Below are 19,008 nucleotides of genomic sequence, written 5' to 3'. Positions count from 1 at the left end.
CGTCTTCATGTCACCGGCACGCGGCGTCTCGCTGGCCTAATGGCGACTTCATGCCGTCACCGTCAATCTTCGCGGCACGCACTGCGACACGGCTACCGCACGTCGACCTTCGCCGCTGACCCGGGCACCCGCCGTGCCCACAGATCTCACCGCGGCTCCGGCCCAGGCGAGCCCTTCAGCGAGAGCGGTCGCGCCGCGTCCGCCTGCTGCGATGAAGCCGGCCAGGAGTGCATCGCCCGCCCCGACCGTGTTGCGCACGTCGGTCACGGAGACGGTTCCGTAGGCGATCTCATCGCTCACCAACACAGCCCCGAAGCGGCCGAGACTGACCAACACCGAGGCCCAGCCGGCGTCGCGCAACTCTATGGCGGCGTCGACAACCTCGCCCACCGTGCACATGTGCCGACGTGTGAGGTGAACCAGCTCGCTGAGATTCGGCTTCACCACGGCACACGGCGTTCCGATGAGCAGCTCGAGTGGCTGGCCGCTGGAATCCACGGCAAGCCGATGCGCCGAGTCGGGGAGCGATGCAGCGAGTTGGGCATAGAAATCCGTTGGTGTGCTGGGCGCCAAGCTCCCGCTGGCAATGAGCCAGCCCGAGCCCGAACCGGCCGCCGCAGCGCGTATCAGCTCGCCGGCCTCCGCGGCGTTGAGTTCCGGCCCTGGCTCGTTGATCTTGGTGGTGGTGCCGTCAGGCTCTACCACCGTGATGTTGCTTCGGATGGATCCACGTATCCGGACCGCCTGCGACGTCACCCCCGTCGCGGCCAACGCAGCATCGAAGGCAGCGAAATCGTCGTCGTTGGCCGGAAACACGGCCCGAGCCGGATGCTCGTTGACGGCAAGCGCACGGGCGACGTTGACTCCCTTGCCGGCGCACTCGACGCGTACGAGCGATGCCCGGTGGACCTCGCCTCGTTCGAGCGCATTGACGCGCAGCGTCCGGTCGAAGCTCGGGTTCGGGGTCAGCGTCGTGATCACGATTCCTCTACGACGCCATACGCCTCGATGAGTCGTCGCTCAGCCTCGGCTGTCCACTGGCCCTGCGGCCCCAAGGCACTCCCGATCTCCGGGTACTTGTCGGACAGCTCGTCGAGTCCGAGCAGCGGCATGCCGGAGACCTGGGGAAAAATGACGATCTTGCCGGCGAACCGGCCGTCGAGCATCGCCTGCACGCCGTCGCGCCCCGCCTCGATTCCGCCGACCGCGGCCAGGTTCAGGTCGGGCGACAGCGAGCCCTGCGCGGTCTTGTCGAGCACGAGCGCCTGGTCGCCGAGCGTCGAGCCCGATGTGCCGGTGTACTGGGCATTGCCCAGATACACCGCGCTCATGTCGAGCGGCCCTGTGGTGCCGTTCGCCACACCGGCAAAGAACACGAGCATCCCGTCAGCGCTCATCAATTGCGCCGCCGAAGCCATGACCGACGCCACCGGCACGGTCACAATCACATCGTCGGCGCCGGCTCCGTCCGAATGCCGGTCGACCAGTTCGCGCACGCTCGGCTCAGACGCATCGGCGTTCAGCACGATGAGCTGGGTACGCGAGCGTTCCGCAACCGGGCCGAGTGAAGCCTGCAGCACATCGAGCCGCTCTTGGTCGGGATCGATGCCGATGACGACGCTGGGGCCGTCAGCCTTCTCGAGCGCGCGCTGCACGTGCATCTGGCCCATCGGCCCGCCCGCACCGACGAACACGGCCAACCCGCCGGGACGCAGGTCGCAGCGATTCCGCTGCTCGCCGTAGCTGTGCGCAATATTCGGGCCGCGGGTGCCGAAGAAGGCCGTGTAGTCGTAGTGCAGGCGGCCGAAGTCGATCGATGACGGGCCGTCGAGCGGGCGCTCGCCGACGAGGTTGAGCGTGCCGCGAAAAGCGATGTGCCGTGCGATCTCGGTCACCTGGGCAGCGGAGTCCGGGTCGAGGAGAACGATGTCGTCGAAGCCCTCGCCGCCGGTCTCACGTTCGACAAGCGATGCGTACTCCGTCGACTGGATGGCGTTGACGACCGACGTCTCAGTCTGCGGGCCGATCGAGTCGAGCACTGCGTCGGCGGCGCCGGGGCTCAGACCGGTCAACACGACGCGGGCAGCATCCCGCAGCGTCTCGCCGAAGTCGTAGCTGTGCCGGTCATCGGGGCGGCCGACGACCCACGCCGTTCCGCCGCTGCGCGGCCACAGCCGGCGACGCTGCGTGTACGCGGCTTCCACGCATGCCCAAGGCTCCGACAGCGCCGCTGCCGCGTACCCGATGCCCTCAGCAACCGGGATGACGTACGAGACGCCGTCCGCAGCGAGGATCTCAGGGCCGATCAGGTGGTACTGGATCAATCCTCCGGGGATCGTGTAGCCGTAGGCGGTGCTGCGGCCGTCCAGGTAGATGTCCGGCTGGATCGCGAGGCGATCACCGGTGCGGTAGCTCCCGGCGAGGTCGTGTCCGACCTCGATGACCGTCACCGTTGCCTCATGGCCGAGGCGAATGGGGTCGACCGACAGATCGCGGCCATACAGCTTGGGATGCTCCGAGCCGAGCCGGATCAGCTTCACGTCTGAGAAGCAGAGGCCGACAGCGTCCACCCGCACCAGCAGCTGATCGGGCGCCGGCGCCGGGAAGTCGACCGGCTCAGGGCGCCCCTCGCGTCCGATGCTCTCGACCCCCTCGCCGTAGGTGTTCCATGCGAGATTCGGCCGAGGAAGGGGCGCCGTGCCCTCGCGATACCGGTCATATGACCATTCGCCGGTCGTCGCCATGGGCCGGACCTCCCTGCGGGAGCCTCACCCCGGGCTCCGCAGGCAACATCGTTGACCGCTGCTCAATCGGCTGCAACCGGCAGTTTGACTGAGAGCAGATCGGCCAATCTGGCGTGACCGATCGCTTCTGTCACATCGGCTATGCCCGCCTTGCTAGAGCGTCGGATACAGGCCCATGTGGGCTTGCCGCATCCACACATGCACCGTGAATCGGCTCACACCGGCAGCTTTCGCAATCTCCTTCAGTGTCGTACCAGCGCTCGCGAGCTTGCGCTCAAGCTCCTGCCGACGAGACTGTTGATCCTCAATATCGCCCGCCCGCGATGCGTGATCCGCTATCTGCCGAGCGAGGCTGCGCAGCTCACGTCCGAGCGGTGTCATCGTAATGTCACCCTAGGCATTGTCGTGGAGTGCCGCGTCGACGCCGTCGTTCCAAAGGAAGTGCATTCGCCACCGGCAATTGCCGGCAGCTGCGCTGGGCGGGTTCGCCGTCAGAGCCGAGGGATCCGCCACGTGAGGCGTTCTACAAGATGATCGACAGGACCGCCTCGGCGCTCCACTCGAGGAGTCGCTGAGGCAACACGCCGACGACGATGGTCACGCCGACCGCGAGGCTGATGGCGAAGACCGAGGTCAAGGGCAGGCCGCCCCAGCGCGGCCGGCTGGCTCGAGCGGCCGGGGCAGTGTCGCCGTCGTCGACCTGCCCTTCCGGGGCGTACATGGCCAGCACGACCCGCAAGTAGGCAAAGGCGCTCACGACCGCCGTGATCATCGCCACTGCGGCCAGGACGTAGCCGCGGGTGCCGATTGCCGCGCGGATGACCTCGAACTTGGCCCAGAAGCCGGCGGTGAACGGCACGCCCGCCTGCGCCAGCAGCAGCGCTGCGAAAGCGAGCGCCAAAACAGGGCGGCGGCGTGCAAGCCCGCTGTATCGGCCGAGGGCGTGGGCGCTCGCATCGGATTCTGACGACCCAAGCTCAGCGCCGACGACCGACAGCACGGCGAAACTGCCCAGCGCCATGAACGAGTAAGCGATCAGGTAGAAGACGGCCGACGAGACAGCCTCGCCGCTGCCAGCCGTCACGAGCACCAGCGGGGCATCGTCTCCGACGCTCACGATCCACTGGGCCGCTCCGCCGAGCGCCGGGGCCGCGGAGAGGCCGACCAGCACGAAGCCTGCATGGCTGATCGAGCTGTACGCCAGCATGCGCTTGACGTCGGACTGGCAGATGGCCAGCACCGCACCCACCGCGAGCGTGGCGAACGCCAGCCCGATGAGAATCGGCGCCCACGCAGTGCTCTGCTCCGCGAGCGCCACGTACAGCACGCGCGCCAGCGCGGCGAAGCCGGCGGCCTTGGCGATCGACGCCAGGTAACCGGTGACCGGGCTGGGCGCGCCCTCATAGACGTCAGGTGCCCAGAAATGGAACGGGACGGCGGCCACCTTGAACCCCAAGCCGACGAGCAGCAAGGCGGTACCGACAAGCAGCAGGTAGTCGGTTTCCCTGATGGATCCGAAGAGGAAGCCGCCGATCCCGCTGAGATTCGTGCCGCCGGTGGAGCCGTAGACGAGCGCGATGCCGTAGAGGAAGAATGCCGAGCTGAACGCCCCCAGCACGAAATACTTCATGGCCGACTCGCGCGCGGACGCTCGGCGGCCTGCCAGCGCGATCAGCACGTACAGGGCGATCGACAGCGATTCGAGGCCCAGGAACAGCACGATGAGATCGTTCGCGCCCGCCATGACGACAGCCCCGGCTGCCGAGGCCAGCAGCAGCGCCGCGAACTCCGGCGGCGCCATGTCATAGCGGTCGAGCGCCGAATGCGCGACGAGCGCCGTCATGACAACTCCGGCACCGATCAGCACCGTGAGCAGCAGGCTGAAGCCATCGCTGACGAATGCGCCTGCCAGCGTGGGCCGGGGCGTCGATCCCCACATGCCCCACTGGACGGCAGCCACGATGGCGGCGGCTGCACCCGTGGCGATGGCGACGACGGTGGACACCCAGTCAGGCAGCGCGCGCGGCGCCAGCGAGGCCACCAGCAGCAGCCCCAGCGCAGCGCCGACCAGGATGATCTGCGGCACCAGGACCCACCAGTCGACCGGCGGGGAGACGAACACGTCCTGCACCTGGGCCATCAGTGGCCGTCCTCGTCGTGCTCGCCGGTGCTGTGGCCGGCGCTGTCGCTGGCAGAGTCGGCGCTCTCACGGATGTCACAACCGTCAAAGACCACGACAGGATCGCCAGGGTCACGCAGCTCGTCGGAGCTGTGCATGGTGACGTGCATCACCAGGCAGTCGGCGGCAGGTTCGGTGGCCGTGAGCAGCGGCTTGGGGTAGACGCCCAGTGCCACCGCTGCGATGACGAACGGCGCGAGCGTCAGCAGCTCTCCCTTGCGCAGGTCGGAAGTCTGGCGATCGGCCGCCGCGGGCGGCCCGTGGAACACCCGCTGGTAGGCCCACAGCAGATACAGCGCCGCCAAGATGACGCCGGTCGCAGCGATGATCGTCCATGCCGGCCGGGTCTCGAACGAGCCGATCAAGATCAGGAACTCGCCCACGAAACCGTTGAGACCCGGCACACCGATCGACGACAGCATGATCAGCGTGAAAACGCCTGCAAAGACCGGTGCGGCCGACTGGATGCCGGCCAGCTCGTCGATCTGCCGTGTTCGGCGCCGCTCATAGAGCATCCCCACCAAGAGGAACAGCGCACCGGTGCTGATGCCGTGGTTGACCATCTGGATCACGCCGCCGCCGATTGCCTGAGTGGTGAAGGCGAAGATGCCCAGCACGATGAAGCCCATGTGCGCGACCGAGGAATACGCGACAAGCCGCTTGAGGTCGCGCTGCATGGCCGCAGTAATCGCACCCCAGATCACACCCACCACGCCGACGGTCACCAGCACGGGCGCGGCCCAGTCGGACGCCTCGGGGAACAGGTAGAGGCCAAAGCGCAGCAGGCCGTAGGTGCCCAGCTTCAGCAGCACGGCCGCCAGCACCACCGAACCCGCCGTGGGCGCTTCGGTGTGCGCATCGGGCAGCCAGGTATGCAGCGGCACCACGGGCACCTTCACCAGGAAGGCGATCGCGAATGCCACAAAGCACAGACGGGCAGTGTTGGTGGCCAGGTGCTGGCCTTCGGCGAGCGCCACCAGGTCGAACGTGATGCCGCCGTCGGGTGAGCCGAGCACCGCCGTCGCAACGATCGCCACGAGCAGCAGCGCCGAGCCCGCCATCGTGTAGATGAAGAACTTCGTGGCGGCGTACCGGCGCCCCTCGTAGCCCCAGCCCGCGATGAGGAAGTACATGGGCACCAGCACCACTTCGAACATCACGAAGAACAGGAACAGGTCGAGGGCGACGAATGCGCCGACTGAGCCGGCCTGCAGCAGCAGCATCCATGCCGTGTAGGGCTTGGGATCGTGGTGCGGGTCGACGCCGGCCAGCACGATCGGCACCACCACGCTGGTCAGCACCACCAGCCACAGCGAGATGCCGTCGACACCGACGTTCCACGAAATGCCGAGCGCCGGGATCCACGACTGCTGGCTGACGAACTGAAAACCCTCCGCGACGGATTCGGCGTGCGCCGCCGTTCCGGTGTCGAACTGCCAAGCCAACGCCAGCGCCAGCACACCGCCGATGGCAGCGAACAGCGTGCCGAGCGGACGTGCCAGGTCCGGGCGGCTGCGCGGCAGCAATGCGACCACGAGTGCGCCCACGGCAGGGACAAAGATCAGCGCATTCAGCAGCGGGAAATCGCCGGTTGCACCTGATGCGGCAAGCAGGGAGCCCATGGCTACGAGACGCCCCGCAGCGCGAGCCAGATGACGAGGATGATCGCGCCGACGGCGACGCCCGACGCGTAGTGCCGCAGGTAGCCCGACTGCAGCGGGCGTACAGCTTCGCCGAGCATTCGCACCAGCCGCGCAACGCCGTTGACGGCGCCGTCGACGAAGCGCCGGTCAGCGGTTGCAGCGGCCTCGAACGCCTTGGTGCCGGGGCCGCCCACGAAGTTGGAAATGGTCGCGTCGACGTAGAAGACGTTCTGCAGCAGCGCGGGCTCGAGCTTGTCAGTCGGGATACGCGAGCGCAGCCATGCCGCAACGGCGATCGCTATGCCGATCAGCGCTGCGAGTACCGCCACGAATGCGAAGAGCACCTTCTGCCAGGTATCGCTCTTGAATTCGTGCTCGTGGGCCAGCACCGGCTCCAGGAAATGTTCGAGCACCAGCCAGTCACCCACCAGCGGCAGGTTCATGATGCCGCCGATGGCCGCCGCGCCTGCCAGCAGCACGAGCGGCAGCGTCATGGTCGGCGGTGACTCGTGCGGGTGGGCGCTGTCGTCCCAGCGCTGGCCCCCGAAGAACACCAGGAAGGTCTGGCGGCTCATGTAGTAGGCGGTCAGCAAGGCTGTGACGAGGCCCACGGCCCACAGCAGCTTGCCTATGTCGGGCTGCTCCCACGCTGCCAGCAAAATCTCATCCTTCGACCAGAAACCCGACAGCGGCGGCACGCCGGCAATCGCCAGCCATCCCACGATGAACGTGACGGCGGTGACGGGCATGAGCAGCCGCAGACCGCCCATGCGACGCATGTCCTGCTCATCGCCGAGGCCGTGGATGACCGAGCCGGATCCCAAGAACAGCAGCCCCTTGAAGAAGGCGTGGGTGACGACGTGGAAGATGGCCGCCACGTACGCTTCCGAGCCGATCGCCAGGAACATGTAGCCGAGCTGGCTGACCGTCGAGTAGGCCAGTACTCGTTTGATGTCGTGCTGCGCTACCGCGGCCAGTGCCGCAAACAACGCAGTGGCAGCACCGACGATGGCGATGACCAACAGCGCCGATTTCGACTGGTCCAGCACCGGGTTGAGCCGCACCAGCAGGTACACGCCGGCGGTGACCATCGTGGCCGCGTGCACCATGGCCGAAACCGGCGTCGGGCCCTCCATGGCGTCGGGCAGCCAGACGTAGAGCGGGAGCTGCGCCGATTTTCCAGCGGCAGCAAGCAGCAGAAGCAGCGCTACAGCCGTGGCGGTGCCGCTTGCCAGGTCGCCGGATGCCGCTGCGATACCGGCGTAGGACACCGTGCCGAGCGTCGTCCACAGCAGGAACGTGGCCACCATGAAGCCGAAGTCGCCGATGCGGTTGGTGACGAACGCCTTTTTCCCGGCAGTGGCCGCGGTGGGCCGCTCGTGCCAGAACGAGATGAGCAAATACGAGCAGGTGCCCACGCCTTCCCAGCCCAGGAAGGTGACTACGAGGTTGTCGCCCAGCACCAGCATGAGCATCGAGAACAGGAACAGGTTGAGGTACAGGAAGAACTTGGAGTACTTCGGGTCGCCGTGCATGTAGCCGACCGAGTACAGGTGGATGAGCGTGCCCACGCCGGTCACGAACAGCGCCATCGTCATCGACAGCGGGTCCACCAGCAGCGCGGCGTCCACCTCCAGGCCGCCGATCGGCATCCACTCGAACAGCGTCGAGGTGAACCAGCGCCCGCCGCGGCCGCCGGCACCGCCAGGCGTGCTGTCGAGCCCCAGCAGCCCGCCGAACGTGACGAGCGTGAACAGGAACGACCCGGCACTGGCAGCCGTGGCCAGCCAGCCGGCCCGGGGCTCGCCCAGGCGAGGCCCCGCCAGCAGGAGCACGGCGAACCCGGCGAGGGGCAGCGCGGGGATGAGCCATACCAGTTCGACCATGGGTTCAGCCCTTCAGGGCCGACAGATCGTCCGCTGTCGCACGAGGCGAGGCGCGCAGCACCGCCACCACCAGACCGAGACCGACCACCACCTCGGCCGCCGCCACGACCAAGACGAAGAGCACCACCGTGTGCCCATGCACGTCGCCGAAACGGTCAGCGAAGGCAATGAAGCTGAGATTGACGCCGTTGAGCATCAGCTCGACGCACATGAGCATGATCAGCGGGTTGCGCCGCACCAGCAGGCCCGTGCCGCCGATGAGGAACAGCATCGCCCCCAGCGTCAGGTACCAGCCGGTCGTCACCTCAAGGCCGCTCACTGGCGTGCCTCCTCCGGCGCCTGAGTGCGCTCAGCCGACGGCGGATGGCCGCCGTACCCGCTGCGCCGAGCCAAAATCACCGTGCCGATGACCGCCACGATGAGCAACAGCGATGTCAGCTCGAATGCGTACACGTAGTCGGAGAACAGCGACCTGGCGATCGCGCTGACATCGGTGACGTAGTCCGCGGCCGCAGCGTCGGCGTCGGCCCCGGCGATACCGAGCTGCTCAATCTCGTACGAACGAGCGCCCTTGAAGATCCGGTCCACGGCCGCAACCAGCCACACCAGCACGGCGGCACCGCCGAGGCCGAAGGCGGCTGCGGTCCATCGCTGGGCCGGCAAGGAGCCCAGCGAGAGCTCGGCGGCCCGGTCCACGCCCAGCAGCATGATGACGAACAGGAACAGCACCACGATGGCGCCGGCGTACACGATGACCTGCACGGCGGCGATGAAGTGCGCCTGCTGCGCGACGAACAGCACCGCAATGCCGAACAGCGTCATCACCAGCATGAGCGCTGCATGCACCGGGTTGCGCGACAGCACCACGCCGACCGCGCCGACAAGGCACGCGGCGCCGGCGATCGCGAACACCACCACCTCGACCATCAGTGATGGTCTCCCGTCGCGGGCGTGTGGGAGTGCTCTTCGACGCCGGCGGATTCGTCGTCGCTCTCGGCAGCGTCGGCGTCGTAGTCGGCGTGCTGGCCCTGCTCGGGCGCTCGTACGCCGTAGCCCAGCTCGCCGCTCCAGCCCACGCGGCCCTCGTAGTCGGGCTGGCCGGATGGCGAGGTGGCCCGCATCCAGCCAGAGGTGTGCTCGTCGTCGCCGTCGTGCCACAGCTCCCACGGCTGGCGGCGGGGGCGGCCATCTTCGTCGGTGAGCAGCTCGTCCTTGGTGTAGATGGCGTCGCGGCGGGTCGGGAAACTGAACTCGAAGACCTTCGTCTCGGTGATGGCCTCGGTCGGGCAGGCTTCCACGCATAGGTCGCAGTGGATGCAGCGCAGGTAGTTGATCTCGTAGACGTAGCCGAAGCGCTCCCCCGGCGACACCGGGTCGTCGGGCGAGTTGTCGGCCCCGCGGACGTAGATGCAGCGGGCCGGGCACACGCCTGCGCACAGCTCGCACCCGATGCACTTCTCCATGCCGTCGGGGTAGCGGTTGAGCACATGGCGGCCATGGAAACGCGGCGGCTTCGGTCGCTTCTCATGCGGGTACTCGGTGGTGACTCGCTCGCCGAAGAGCTTGCCGAACGTGACCTTGAAGCCGTCGAGGTAGCCCATCAGCCTCCCCCTACTTCGAGACCTTCGTCGACGTCGTCGACCCGACGTTTGGCGGCCCGCAGGGCTGCTGCCAGCAGCGCCCATCCCAGCGCGAACGCCGCAGCGCTGATGACCAGCGTCACCACCAGTTGTTGCACCAGGTTCCAGCCTTCCTGGTCGGCGACCAGTTGCCGCAGGCCCAAGAACATCAGCCAGAACAGCATCAGGGGGATGAGCACCTTCCATCCCAGCGACATCAGCTGGTCGTAACGCAGGCGGGGCAGCGTGGCCCGGAACCACACGAACACGAACAGGAAGGCGAGCACCTTCACCAGGAACCACACGGTGGGCCACAGCCACGTCAGGCCGAAGAAGACGGGTCCTGCCGGGCCGCCGAAGAACAGCGTCACCATGATCGCCGACATCGTGATGACGTTCATGAACTCGGCCAGGAAGAACAACGCGAAGCGAATCGAGGAGTACTCGGTGTGAAAGCCGCCCACCAGCTCCTGCTCGGCTTCGACGAGATCGAACGGCGGCCGGTTCAGCTCAGCAGTGGCAGCGATGAGAAAGACAAAGAACGGCACGATGCCGGTCGTCAGGATCAACCAGTTGCCGATGCCGCCCGCCTGGTCCGCCACGATGTGCTGGGTGGACAGGGAGCCGGTCACGATCACCGCCGCGACCACAGCCATGCCCAGCGCGGCCTCATACGAGATGGCCTGCGCCGAGGCCCGAACCGACCCGATGAGCGGGTACTTCGACCCCGACGACCAGCCCGCCAGCATGACGCCATAGACGGCGACCGAGGACATCGCGAGCAGCAGCAGGATGCCGACCGGCGGATCGGCCACCTGCAGGATGGTCTCCTTGCCGAACAGCGTGACCGTGCCGCTGCGAGTCCCGGGCGGCGACGACGCAGGGTTCGTGAACACGCCGCCGATCGGCACGATGGCGAAGGCGACGAACGCGGTGACCGCCGAGATGTACGGCGCCAGCCGGAAGACGAGCGGGTCGGCATTGGCCGGGCGCAGGTCTTCCTTGAAGAAGAACTTCACGCCGTCGGCGAAAGCCTGCAGCAGGCCCCATGGCCCGGCCACGTTGGGCCCGATGCGGTGCTGCATGTCCGAGATCAGCTTGCGCTCGAACCAGATCATGAACATGGTGGCGACCAACAAGGCAGCGAACGCCACCAGCACTTTGACGCCCATGATGCCGATGTCGCCCCAGTCGACTCCATCAGCAAAGAGCGGATCACCGGTCATCTTGACCCCTCGCCACCGCGAGTCTCGATGCGCACGTCCGTGACCGGCGCTGTCGCGTCGATCAACGCGCCTACGTCGATGTGAGACGACGGGAACATCACCACGACGTTGCCGCGTGCGACATCGGCATCAGCCACGATCGGCAGCCGCAGCGCGCCGCGCTCGGAGTGAACCTCGACCTCAGTGCCCGACTCGACTCCGACCCGCTCCAGATCCACCGGATGCACGCGCAGGAGCGTGTCCGCCTCCAGCGACGCCAGCGCCGGCGTCTGGCCCACCGTCACCCCGCCGTCGTAGAGTTTGCGGCTGGCGATCAAGCGGAGGCCGTACGCATCGTGGGGCGGCGCGACCTGCTCAGCCGGGAACTCGGGCTTGAAGGCCGCCCCCGATGCCAGCACGCCGTCAGCGGCCAGCGCAGGTCCACGCGCGGCTGCGTGGCTGGCACACACAGCGGCAATCTCGGCAGTGATCTCATCGACGGAGAGGAACCCGAGGTCGCCGCCGCAGAGCACCGCCAGCTCGGCCGCGATCATCCAGTCGGGACGGGCCGAGCCCGGCGCAGTCACCAGCTCGCCGACGGCTGAGACGCGTCCCTCCAGGTTGGTCGTGGTGCCCGACTTCTCCCCGAACACCGCAGCCGGCAGCACGATGTCGGCCTCCGCCGTCGATTGGCTTACGAACGAATCCACCGCCACGACGGTGCCCGCGCCGGACACGCCGAGGCGAGCCAGCATGCTGTCGGGGAAATCGGTCAGCGGATCCGCGCCGAGCAGGAACAGCACGTCGATCTCTCCGGCAGCGGCTGCCGCGAGTATTCCCGTTGCGTCGTGCCCGCGTTCACTGGGCAGTTCGCCCCACGCATCCGCAAGCTCGCGCGGCGGGCTGGCGCTCAGTGCCCGACCGGGCAGCAGCCCCGGCGCCAGACCCATGTCGAGCGCGCCGCGGACGTTGCCCCGCCGTGCGGCGACGAGGAAGCGGGCGTGGGGGACGCGGGCACTGATGACCGAGGCCGCCTCGGCCGCTGCTTCGGCCGACTCCGACACCGACGAACGGCCGAGCACCACCACCACCGACCCGGCCGCCAGTTCGTCGGCCAGGGGGTCATCGCCGTCGAGCAGGCTTCGCAGCACCGACGCGGCCTCGCCGCCGCGGCACTGCTCGCTCCGCGCAGCGCTGCGGGTCAGGCCCGTTGTGGTCGGGGCAATCTCGACCAAGCGAGTGGTGCCCGCTCGCGCCGCACCGCGCAAGCGCAGATGCAGGACGGGCAGCTCCTCGCGAAGGTCGCCGCACACCAGCAGTGTCGTGTCGGCGCTGCACGCCTCATCGATGGTTGCCGCCGGCAGGCCCACCACCAGCTCAGCGGGCAGCCCATCGCCGAGCTGGGCGTCGACATGGTCCGTCTGCAGCACCGTGCGGGCCAGCTTCGACCACGCATAGGCATCCTCGTTGGTGCCGCGAGCACCGCCGAGCACGGCAATCGCGCCCGGCCGGGCCGCCGTCACCGCGGCGGTCACCGCAGCGAGCGCGCTCGCCCAGTCGGTCGGCTGGAAACGACGCAGCGGCTCATCGTCGGAGAGGTCCGAAGTAGTGCCCGGCGGCGTGCGGGCCTGCAGCGGCGTCGTCACCCGGTCTGGGCTCGCCACCGAGCCGAAAGCGAAGCGGCCCTTGTCGCACAGCCAGCCATGGTTGACCGGGTCGATGTCGACACCGAGATAGCGCACCAGTTCGTTGCGAGTCGACTGAACTGCGATCCGGCAGCCCACGGCGCACGTCGTGCAGGTGGATTCTGTCTCGACAAGGTCCCACGGCCGCGCTTTGAAGCGGTAGGGCGCTGCGGTGAGCGCGCCGACGGGGCAGATCTGGACCGTGTTGCCCGAGAAGTACGACGAGAAGGGCTCGCCGGGGAAGGTGAGCACCTGGGTCTCGTTGCCGCGCTCGGTGAAGTCGATGAGCGGATCGCCCGCAACCTCGTCAGCGAACCGGGTGCAGCGGTCGCACAGGATGCAGCGTTCCCGGTCGAGGTGGACCAGGTCGGAGATGGGGATGGGCTTTTGGAAGTGCCGCTTTTCCTCCACGAACCTGGACTCGCCCGGGCCGTAGGCCATGGTCTGGTCCTGCAGTGGGCACTCGCCGCCCTTGTCGCAGACCGGGCAGTCCAGCGGATGGTTGATGAGCAGCAGCTCGAGCACGCCCTCCTGCGCCCGCTGCGTGCGCTCGCTGGTGGTGTCCACCACCATCTGCGGTGAGACCGGGACCATGCAGGATGCCTGCAGTTGAGGCCCGCGGCCGGTGTCGATCTCGACAAGGCACATGCGGCACATGCCGACCGAGCTCATCCGCTCGTGGTAACAGAAGCGCGGGATGTGCACTCCGGCACGCTCCGCCGCTGCGATGACGAGTTCGCCCGGTCGTGCATCGAATGCAACGCCGTCGATCGTCACCTCGACGGTGCTCGGTGCAGCTTCAGCAGGCGCTGTGTCAGACACGGATGGACACCTCCGACACCGAGCTTGATGCCGGGCCGTGGGACGGCCCGGTGCCAGATGCTGGGCTGCCAAGCAGCCCGTTCTCGAGATGCGCGTTCGGGGCCACCCGGGCCTCGAACTCCTCGGGGAACAACGTCATGGCCGAGTGCAGAGGCGCGAACGCGGACGGTCCCACAAAGCAGATGGTGGTCATCTGGTATGGGAACGGCTTCGCCTCGAGGCCTCGTTCGGGAACCGCGGCGTGAGGGAAGTCTCCCGGGCTGATCGAAGCGCCGACCTCGAGCAGCACTTCGAGATCACGTGGTGTGCCCGTGCCATCGCACACGCGCCGCAGCACTCGCTCCAGCCAGGTAGCCCCCTCCCGGCACGGCACGCACTTGCCGCATGACTCGTGCGCATAGAACTTGGTCAACGTCAGCGCCGCGGCGGGGATGTCGGTGGTGTCGTCCATCACCATCACCGCGCCCGAGCCCAGCATCGAGCCCTGCGGGCCCACTTCGGAGGCCTCGAAGGGAAGGTCGAGCTGTGCCGGGGTGAACCACGGGGCTGAGCCGCCGCCGGGCACGAACGCCTTCAGCTCCCGGCCGGGACGCAGGCCGCCGCAGTAGTCCTCGCCATAGATGAGATCACGGAACGTGGTAGTGCCGTTGGTGATCTCGTACACGCCGGGGCGTTGAACGTGACCGCTGACCGCGATCATGCGCGTGCCCGGCGAGGTGGGCGTGCCGATGGCCGTGAATGCCGCAGCGCCATTGCGCATGATCCACGGCAGGTTCGCCAGGGTCTCGACGTTGTTCACGATGGTCGGCTGGCCGTACAGCCCGATCGCCGCAGGGAAGTAGGGGGGCTTGAGCCGCGGCATGCCGCGATTGCCTTCCAGGCTCTCGATGAGGGCCGTTTCCTCTCCGACGACATACGCGCCGGCGCCCCAGTGCAACACGATGTCGACCGAGAAGTCGGTGCCGCAGATATTGCGGCCCACCCAGCCGGCGTCGTAGGCCTCATTGAGGGCCTGCGCCACACGCTCCTGCGCAACGGCCATCTCGCCGCGGATGTACAGGAAGCACTGCGACAGCCCGACCGCGTAGCAAGCGATGAGGCACCCCTCGATGAGCTGGTGCGGGTCCAGCTCCATCAGCAGGCGGTCCTTGTAGGTGCCCGGCTCGGACTCGTCGCCGTTCACGACGAGATAGCGGGGCCACACCCCTGGCGGGCAGAAACCCCACTTCACGCCTGCCGGGAATCCGGCGCCGCCGCGCCCGAGCAGGGTGGCATCGCGTACTTCGCTGTGGACGTCGGCCGGCGAGCGCTCGAGCGCGGCGCGCAAGCCCTCGTAACCGCCGGTGGCCAGATACCGCTCGAGGGTGTAGCTGTCGGCATGATCGAATCGCTCGGTGACGATGCGAGGCGCATCGTTGGCCACGAAGCCGGGCGCGTGGGGAATCGTGTACGACGCCATCAGCTGGACACCCCGTCTGCAACGGCCAGCCACACGGGCTCCTCGTTGACCTCTTCGGGCGGGACGGCGCCAACTGCCCGGTCGGCCGGAATGCGCTGCCGTATGCGCGCAGTGACGCCGTGCGGCGGGATCTCGCCGTCGAGGGCACCTGCAGCGAGGTCGTCGACGAGCTGGTCGAAGCTCTCAGCGTCGACCCGGTAGCGGTAGCGGTAGTTCACCTGCAGGCACGGAGCCTCGGTGCAGGCGGCCTGGCATTCCGCAGAAGCCAGCGTGAACAAGCCGTCAGGGGTGGTGCCGCCGGCGCGCACGCCCAAGCGCTCCTCCGCATGTTCCATCAGCTCTGCCGCGCCGGCGAGCGCACACGACATGGTGGCGCAGATGTTCACCAGGTACTTGCCGACGGGTTCGCGCTTGAACATCTCGTAGAACGAGCAGGTACCCAGCACCTCGGCGGGCGTTGTGTCGACGAGTTCGGCAATCTCCACCATGGCCTCGGGAGACACCCAGCCGGCCTGTGCCTGTGCAACGTGCAAGAGGGGGATCATGGCCGACCGGCGCTTGGGATAGCGGCCGATGATCTCGCGCGCCAGCAAGCGGTTCTCCTCACTGAAGAAGGTCATTATCTGTCGACCTCCCCCATGATCGGGTCGACGGAGGAGATGATGGCGATGGCGTCGGCCAGCAGGCCGCCGTACATCAGATGCGGCAGGCTCTGCAGGTTGACGAACGAGGGCGCCCGGATGTGCACCCGCTGCGGCTTGGGCCCGCCGTCGGAAACCAGATAGCAGCCCAGCTCTCCGCGCGGCGACTCGACCGCCACATACGTCTCGCCGGCCGGCACCCGGAACCCTTCGGTGAAGATCTTGAAGTGGTGAATCAGCGCTTCCATCGACTCGTCGATGCGCGCCCGCGGCGGCGGCGTGACCTTGCGGTCCTCTGTGCGGTAGGGACCCTTGGGCATCTTGTCCAGGCACTGGGCGACGATGCGCATCGACTCCCGGATCTCGTTCAGCCGGATGGAGTACCGGTCGAACGTGTCGCCGTAGGCGCCGACCACGACGTCGAAATCCACCTCGTCGTAGGCCAGGTACGGCATGGTGCGGCGCAGGTCCCACGCCTCGCCGGTGCTGCGCAGCAGCGGCCCGGTGGCCGACATGGCGATGGCCTCGTCGGCGGTGATGACGCCGACGCCCTGGGTGCGGTCTCGCCAGATCGGCTGGCCGGTCATCAAGGTGTCGAACTGCTCAAGCCGGTCGGGCAGCACCGCCAGGATGTGCTCCACGTCGTCCTGCCAGCCGTCGGGCAAATCGGCCGCCACGCCGCCGGGACGGATGTAGTTGTGGTTCATCCGCAAGCCGGTGACGCTCTCGAAGAACCGCAGGATCTCCTCGCGCTCTCGCCAGCCGTACAGCATCATCCCGACGGCGCCGAGATCCATGCCGTTCGTCGCCAGGAACAGCAGGTGCGAGCTCATGCGGTTCAGCTCGCACATCAGCATGCGGATCCACGTCGCCCGCGGCGGGATCTCCGTTTCCAGCAGATTTTCGACGGCGAGGCAGAACACCAGCTCGGTGAACAGGGGCGAGGCGTAGTCCATGCGGGTGACGTTCGTCGGCCCCTGCAGGAACGTGAGGTCCTCGGCGGTCTTCTCCATTCCCGTGTGCAGGTAGCCGATGATCGGCTTGGAGCGCAGCACCGTCTCGCCCTGCAGTTCCATTGCGATGCGCAGCACGCCGTGGGTGGACGGGTGCTGCGGGCCCATGTTGATGAGCATCGGCCCGTCGTCGGGTGCTGCTGCGACGGCCTCGACGTCATCTTCGACGACCGCTGCATCCAACGCCTCCTCTTCGGAGATGCGCAGCACGGCGTCCGTCGGTCGGCAGATTGCGGCGGCCGTTGCAGCGCTCATCGGCCTTCGACCGCCTTGAACTGCACCGGGATGGCGCCGATGGCGTAGTCCTTGCGCAGCGGATGTCCATCCCAGTCCGGCGGCATGAGAATGCGGCTGGGATCGGGATGGTCGCTGAAGCTGATGCCGAACAGGTCGGCCGCCTCTCGCTCGGGCGCCTCAGCACCCGGGTACAGGCCGACGGCAGAGGGCACCTGCGGGTCATCGGCCGGGACTTGGGTGCGAATGCGCAGCCGGCGGCGGCCACGGAGATCCAGCAGGTTCACCACCACTTCGAAACGTTCCGGCTCGATGCCGGGCGGTACCGTACGGCTGCGATTCGTGAGCCCGTCCACAGCGCACACGTCAACGCACAGCTCGAAGCCGTCAGCGGCGGCCATGCCGAGTACATCGAGGTACTCGTCACGGCTCGGATACAGCACCTGCTGTCCACGCTCGTCAGTGCACGGCACGCCGAACATGGTCGGCTGCTCAGCGATTTCTGTCGCTGGCGCGGCGTCGTCGGCTGCTACGCCCTCGTCGGCCATCAGCGCGCCGCCGTGCCTGATTGCGGCGCTTCATCTGCGGCCGTGCCTGATTGCGGCACTCCATGTGCCGCCAGACCCGATTGCGGCACTCCATGTGCCGCCTTGCTCGATTGCGGCACTCCATGTGCCGCCAGGTCCACCGCAGCGCCTCCGCCGCGCTCAGCGCGGCGCTGGGTCAGCTCACCGGTGCGGATCTTCTCGTGCAGCGCGAGGATCGCATGCAGCAGCGTCTCGGGACCGGGCGGGCAGCCGGGTGCATACATATCGACCGGCACAACCTGGTCGACGCCCTGCACGATCGCGTAGTTGTTGAACATCCCCCCGCTGGACGCACACACCCCCATCGACAGGACCCACTTGGGCTCCATCATCTGGTCATAGATCTGGCGCAAAACCGGTGCCATCTTCTGACTGACACGGCCCGCCACGATCATCAGGTCGGCTTGGCGAGGCGAGGCTCGGAACGTCTCCATGCCGAAGCGAGCCAAGTCGTAGTGCGCCGTGCCGGTCGCCATCATCTCGATGGCGCAACAGGCGAGCCCGAATGTGGCCGGCATCAAGCTGCGTCGACGCGCCCACTTCACCAGCTCCTCCACCGGCGCCGTGAAGACGTTGTGGCCGAGCCCGGCGAGACCGTCGTCGATGCCGAGACGCGACTTGAGGTCGTCGATCCCCGCCATCAGCCTGCCGCCGCCCCGCTGCTGTGCTGCTCTGCGCCGCTCAATGCGGCGCCATGTTGCTCTGCGCCGCTCAATGCGGCGCCATGTTGCTCTGCGCCGCTCAATGCGGCGCCATGTTGCTCTGCGCCGCTCAATGCGGCGCCGGGCACAAGGTCACGTCCCGTCAGCCCGACCGTGCGCACGCCCTGGACGCCGCTGCGGCTCGCCGGGGGCAGTGGCAGGACGCGGCGCTTGCGCGGACCCCACTCCAACCCACCCATCGCCAGCTCGTAGACGAACGACAGGAAGAAGATGACGACAAAGATCAACATCGCCATGAATCCGAAGAGACCGAGCTGGCCGTTCGCGACGGCCCACGGGTACAGGAACACGATCTCGATGTCGAACATGATGAACAGCATCGCGACCAGGTAGAAGCGCACCGGGAACCGCTCAGGAATGGCGGCCTGGTCGACGATCCCGCACTCGTAGGACGCCAGCTTCGCGTTCGTGCTGCGCTGCGGCGCCAGCAGCCGCGACGCAATGATGCTCACCAGCACGAACAGAACAGCGAGCACACCGAGAACCAGCACCGGCAGGTATTCCGCCAAGCCGCTGTTCATGCCCCGGACCCCCTCTGCGCGTCGGTGATCAGATGCCGGTCCCAGTCT

At 67.6% G+C, this 19,008-nt stretch carries 17 protein-coding genes; all 17 read right to left on the bottom strand.

Annotated features, from left to right (window positions below; genetic code table 11):
* Nucleotides 1-48: 48 nt before the first annotated feature.
* On the bottom strand, nt 49-981 hold the full coding sequence (locus ACOGXE_RS09260) for a 1-phosphofructokinase family hexose kinase (protein WP_419930643.1): 933 nt from the start codon (nt 979-981) through the stop codon (nt 49-51).
* Entirely contained in the window at nt 978-2,744 is a 1,767-nt protein-coding gene (locus ACOGXE_RS09255; protein WP_419930642.1) for an alcohol dehydrogenase catalytic domain-containing protein, read from the bottom strand. The genes ACOGXE_RS09260 and ACOGXE_RS09255 overlap by 4 nt, the downstream gene beginning before the upstream one ends.
* A 153-nt stretch (nt 2,745-2,897) precedes the next feature.
* Nucleotides 2,898-3,125: a hypothetical protein gene (locus ACOGXE_RS09250; RefSeq protein ID WP_419930641.1), complete on the bottom strand. Its 228-nt coding sequence runs from the start codon at nt 3,123-3,125 to the stop codon at nt 2,898-2,900.
* Between the two features lie 142 nt (nt 3,126-3,267).
* A complete protein-coding gene (locus ACOGXE_RS09245; RefSeq protein ID WP_419930640.1) occupies nt 3,268-4,884 on the bottom strand; it encodes an NADH-quinone oxidoreductase subunit N in 1,617 nt (538 codons plus the stop codon).
* Nucleotides 4,884-6,545, bottom strand: a complete 1,662-nt coding sequence (locus tag ACOGXE_RS09240; protein WP_419930639.1) for a complex I subunit 4 family protein — start codon at nt 6,543-6,545, stop codon at nt 4,884-4,886. Before ACOGXE_RS09240 ends, ACOGXE_RS09245 begins: the two co-directional genes overlap by 1 nt.
* Before the next feature lie 2 nt (nt 6,546-6,547).
* On the bottom strand, nt 6,548-8,452 hold the full coding sequence (gene nuoL / locus ACOGXE_RS09235) for an NADH-quinone oxidoreductase subunit L (protein ID WP_419930638.1): 1,905 nt from the start codon (nt 8,450-8,452) through the stop codon (nt 6,548-6,550).
* Nucleotides 8,453-8,456: 4 nt separating this feature from the next.
* Nucleotides 8,457-8,771 carry an NADH-quinone oxidoreductase subunit NuoK gene (gene nuoK, locus ACOGXE_RS09230; protein WP_419854833.1) on the bottom strand — a complete coding sequence of 105 codons (315 nt, stop codon included), beginning with the start codon at nt 8,769-8,771 and terminating at the stop codon, nt 8,457-8,459.
* Complete coding sequence (locus ACOGXE_RS09225) at nt 8,768-9,379, bottom strand: NADH-quinone oxidoreductase subunit J (protein ID WP_419930637.1); 612 nt, start codon at nt 9,377-9,379, stop codon at nt 8,768-8,770. Before ACOGXE_RS09225 ends, nuoK begins: the two co-directional genes overlap by 4 nt.
* The gene (gene nuoI / locus ACOGXE_RS09220) at nt 9,379-10,053 is read right to left on the bottom strand and encodes an NADH-quinone oxidoreductase subunit NuoI (RefSeq protein WP_419930636.1); all 675 of its coding nucleotides are present in this window, start codon (nt 10,051-10,053) and stop codon (nt 9,379-9,381) included. Before nuoI ends, ACOGXE_RS09225 begins: the two co-directional genes overlap by 1 nt.
* Nucleotides 10,053-11,297: an NADH-quinone oxidoreductase subunit NuoH gene (gene nuoH / locus ACOGXE_RS09215; protein ID WP_419930635.1), complete on the bottom strand. Its 1,245-nt coding sequence runs from the start codon at nt 11,295-11,297 to the stop codon at nt 10,053-10,055. The genes nuoI and nuoH overlap by 1 nt, the downstream gene beginning before the upstream one ends.
* Complete coding sequence (gene nuoG, locus ACOGXE_RS09210; RefSeq protein ID WP_419930634.1) at nt 11,294-13,783, bottom strand: NADH-quinone oxidoreductase subunit NuoG; 2,490 nt, start codon at nt 13,781-13,783, stop codon at nt 11,294-11,296. The genes nuoH and nuoG overlap by 4 nt, the downstream gene beginning before the upstream one ends.
* A complete protein-coding gene (gene nuoF, locus ACOGXE_RS09205) occupies nt 13,776-15,242 on the bottom strand; it encodes an NADH-quinone oxidoreductase subunit NuoF (RefSeq protein WP_419930633.1) in 1,467 nt (488 codons plus the stop codon). The genes nuoG and nuoF overlap by 8 nt, the downstream gene beginning before the upstream one ends.
* The gene (gene nuoE / locus ACOGXE_RS09200; RefSeq protein WP_419930632.1) at nt 15,242-15,862 is read right to left on the bottom strand and encodes an NADH-quinone oxidoreductase subunit NuoE; all 621 of its coding nucleotides are present in this window, start codon (nt 15,860-15,862) and stop codon (nt 15,242-15,244) included. Before nuoE ends, nuoF begins: the two co-directional genes overlap by 1 nt.
* Nucleotides 15,862-17,151 carry an NADH-quinone oxidoreductase subunit D gene (locus ACOGXE_RS09195; RefSeq protein WP_419930631.1) on the bottom strand — a complete coding sequence of 430 codons (1,290 nt, stop codon included), beginning with the start codon at nt 17,149-17,151 and terminating at the stop codon, nt 15,862-15,864. Before ACOGXE_RS09195 ends, nuoE begins: the two co-directional genes overlap by 1 nt.
* Entirely contained in the window at nt 17,148-17,678 is a 531-nt protein-coding gene (locus tag ACOGXE_RS09190; protein ID WP_419930630.1) for an NADH-quinone oxidoreductase subunit C, read from the bottom strand. The genes ACOGXE_RS09195 and ACOGXE_RS09190 overlap by 4 nt, the downstream gene beginning before the upstream one ends.
* Nucleotides 17,678-18,358 carry an NADH-quinone oxidoreductase subunit B gene (locus tag ACOGXE_RS09185; RefSeq protein WP_419930629.1) on the bottom strand — a complete coding sequence of 227 codons (681 nt, stop codon included), beginning with the start codon at nt 18,356-18,358 and terminating at the stop codon, nt 17,678-17,680. The genes ACOGXE_RS09190 and ACOGXE_RS09185 overlap by 1 nt, the downstream gene beginning before the upstream one ends.
* Entirely contained in the window at nt 18,358-18,960 is a 603-nt protein-coding gene (locus ACOGXE_RS09180; protein ID WP_419930628.1) for an NADH-quinone oxidoreductase subunit A, read from the bottom strand. Before ACOGXE_RS09180 ends, ACOGXE_RS09185 begins: the two co-directional genes overlap by 1 nt.
* Nucleotides 18,961-19,008 lie beyond the last annotated feature (48 nt).

The sequence above is a fragment of the Candidatus Poriferisodalis sp. genome, assembly GCF_965208555.1.
Classification (GTDB): domain Bacteria; phylum Actinomycetota; class Acidimicrobiia; order Acidimicrobiales; family Poriferisodalaceae; genus Poriferisodalis.
This window is presented reverse-complemented; position numbering and strand designations above follow the sequence as displayed.

Coding starts and splice junctions, on each gene's coding strand:
- ACOGXE_RS09245 (WP_419930640.1), bottom strand. CDS start 4,884: ATGGCCCAGGTGCAGGACGTGTTCGTCTCCCCGCCGGTCGACTGGTGG.
- ACOGXE_RS09180 (WP_419930628.1), bottom strand. CDS start 18,960: ATGAACAGCGGCTTGGCGGAATACCTGCCGGTGCTGGTTCTCGGTGTG.
- ACOGXE_RS09225 (WP_419930637.1), bottom strand. CDS start 9,379: ATGGTCGAGGTGGTGGTGTTCGCGATCGCCGGCGCCGCGTGCCTTGTC.
- nuoH (WP_419930635.1), bottom strand. CDS start 11,297: ATGACCGGTGATCCGCTCTTTGCTGATGGAGTCGACTGGGGCGACATC.
- nuoE (WP_419930632.1), bottom strand. CDS start 15,862: ATGACCTTCTTCAGTGAGGAGAACCGCTTGCTGGCGCGCGAGATCATC.
- ACOGXE_RS09250 (WP_419930641.1), bottom strand. CDS start 3,125: ATGACACCGCTCGGACGTGAGCTGCGCAGCCTCGCTCGGCAGATAGCG.
- nuoI (WP_419930636.1), bottom strand. CDS start 10,053: ATGGGCTACCTCGACGGCTTCAAGGTCACGTTCGGCAAGCTCTTCGGC.
- nuoF (WP_419930633.1), bottom strand. CDS start 15,242: ATGGCGTCGTACACGATTCCCCACGCGCCCGGCTTCGTGGCCAACGAT.
- ACOGXE_RS09195 (WP_419930631.1), bottom strand. CDS start 17,151: ATGAGCGCTGCAACGGCCGCCGCAATCTGCCGACCGACGGACGCCGTG.
- ACOGXE_RS09240 (WP_419930639.1), bottom strand. CDS start 6,545: ATGGGCTCCCTGCTTGCCGCATCAGGTGCAACCGGCGATTTCCCGCTG.
- ACOGXE_RS09185 (WP_419930629.1), bottom strand. CDS start 18,358: ATGGCGGGGATCGACGACCTCAAGTCGCGTCTCGGCATCGACGACGGT.
- ACOGXE_RS09190 (WP_419930630.1), bottom strand. CDS start 17,678: ATGGCCGACGAGGGCGTAGCAGCCGACGACGCCGCGCCAGCGACAGAA.
- nuoL (WP_419930638.1), bottom strand. CDS start 8,452: ATGGTCGAACTGGTATGGCTCATCCCCGCGCTGCCCCTCGCCGGGTTC.
- ACOGXE_RS09255 (WP_419930642.1), bottom strand. CDS start 2,744: ATGGCGACGACCGGCGAATGGTCATATGACCGGTATCGCGAGGGCACG.